Consider the following 266-nt stretch of genomic DNA (forward strand, 5'->3'; position numbering starts at 1 on the left):
GTCCGACCGTGATTAGCTAACCTTCGTGCTCCTCCGTTACTATTTGGGAGGAGACCGCCCCAGTCAAACTACCCACCAGACACTGTCCGCATTCCCGATAAGGGAACAACGTTAGAACATCAAACATACCAGGGTGGTATTTCAAGGACGGCTCCGTATGAACTGGCGTCCATACTTCAAAGCCTCCCACCTATCCTACACAAGTAGGTTCAATGTTCAGTGCCAAGCTGTAGTAAAGGTTCACGGGGTCTTTCCGTCTAGGTGCG

General features: G+C 51.1%; 1 rRNA gene. It reads right to left on the reverse strand.

Going from position 1 to position 266, the window contains the following annotated elements:
• A 23S ribosomal RNA gene (locus ACXAGR_RS23825) occupies positions 1-266 on the reverse strand; the annotation flags it as partial.

Source organism: Alteromonas sp. ABH4_457, from assembly GCF_056160625.1.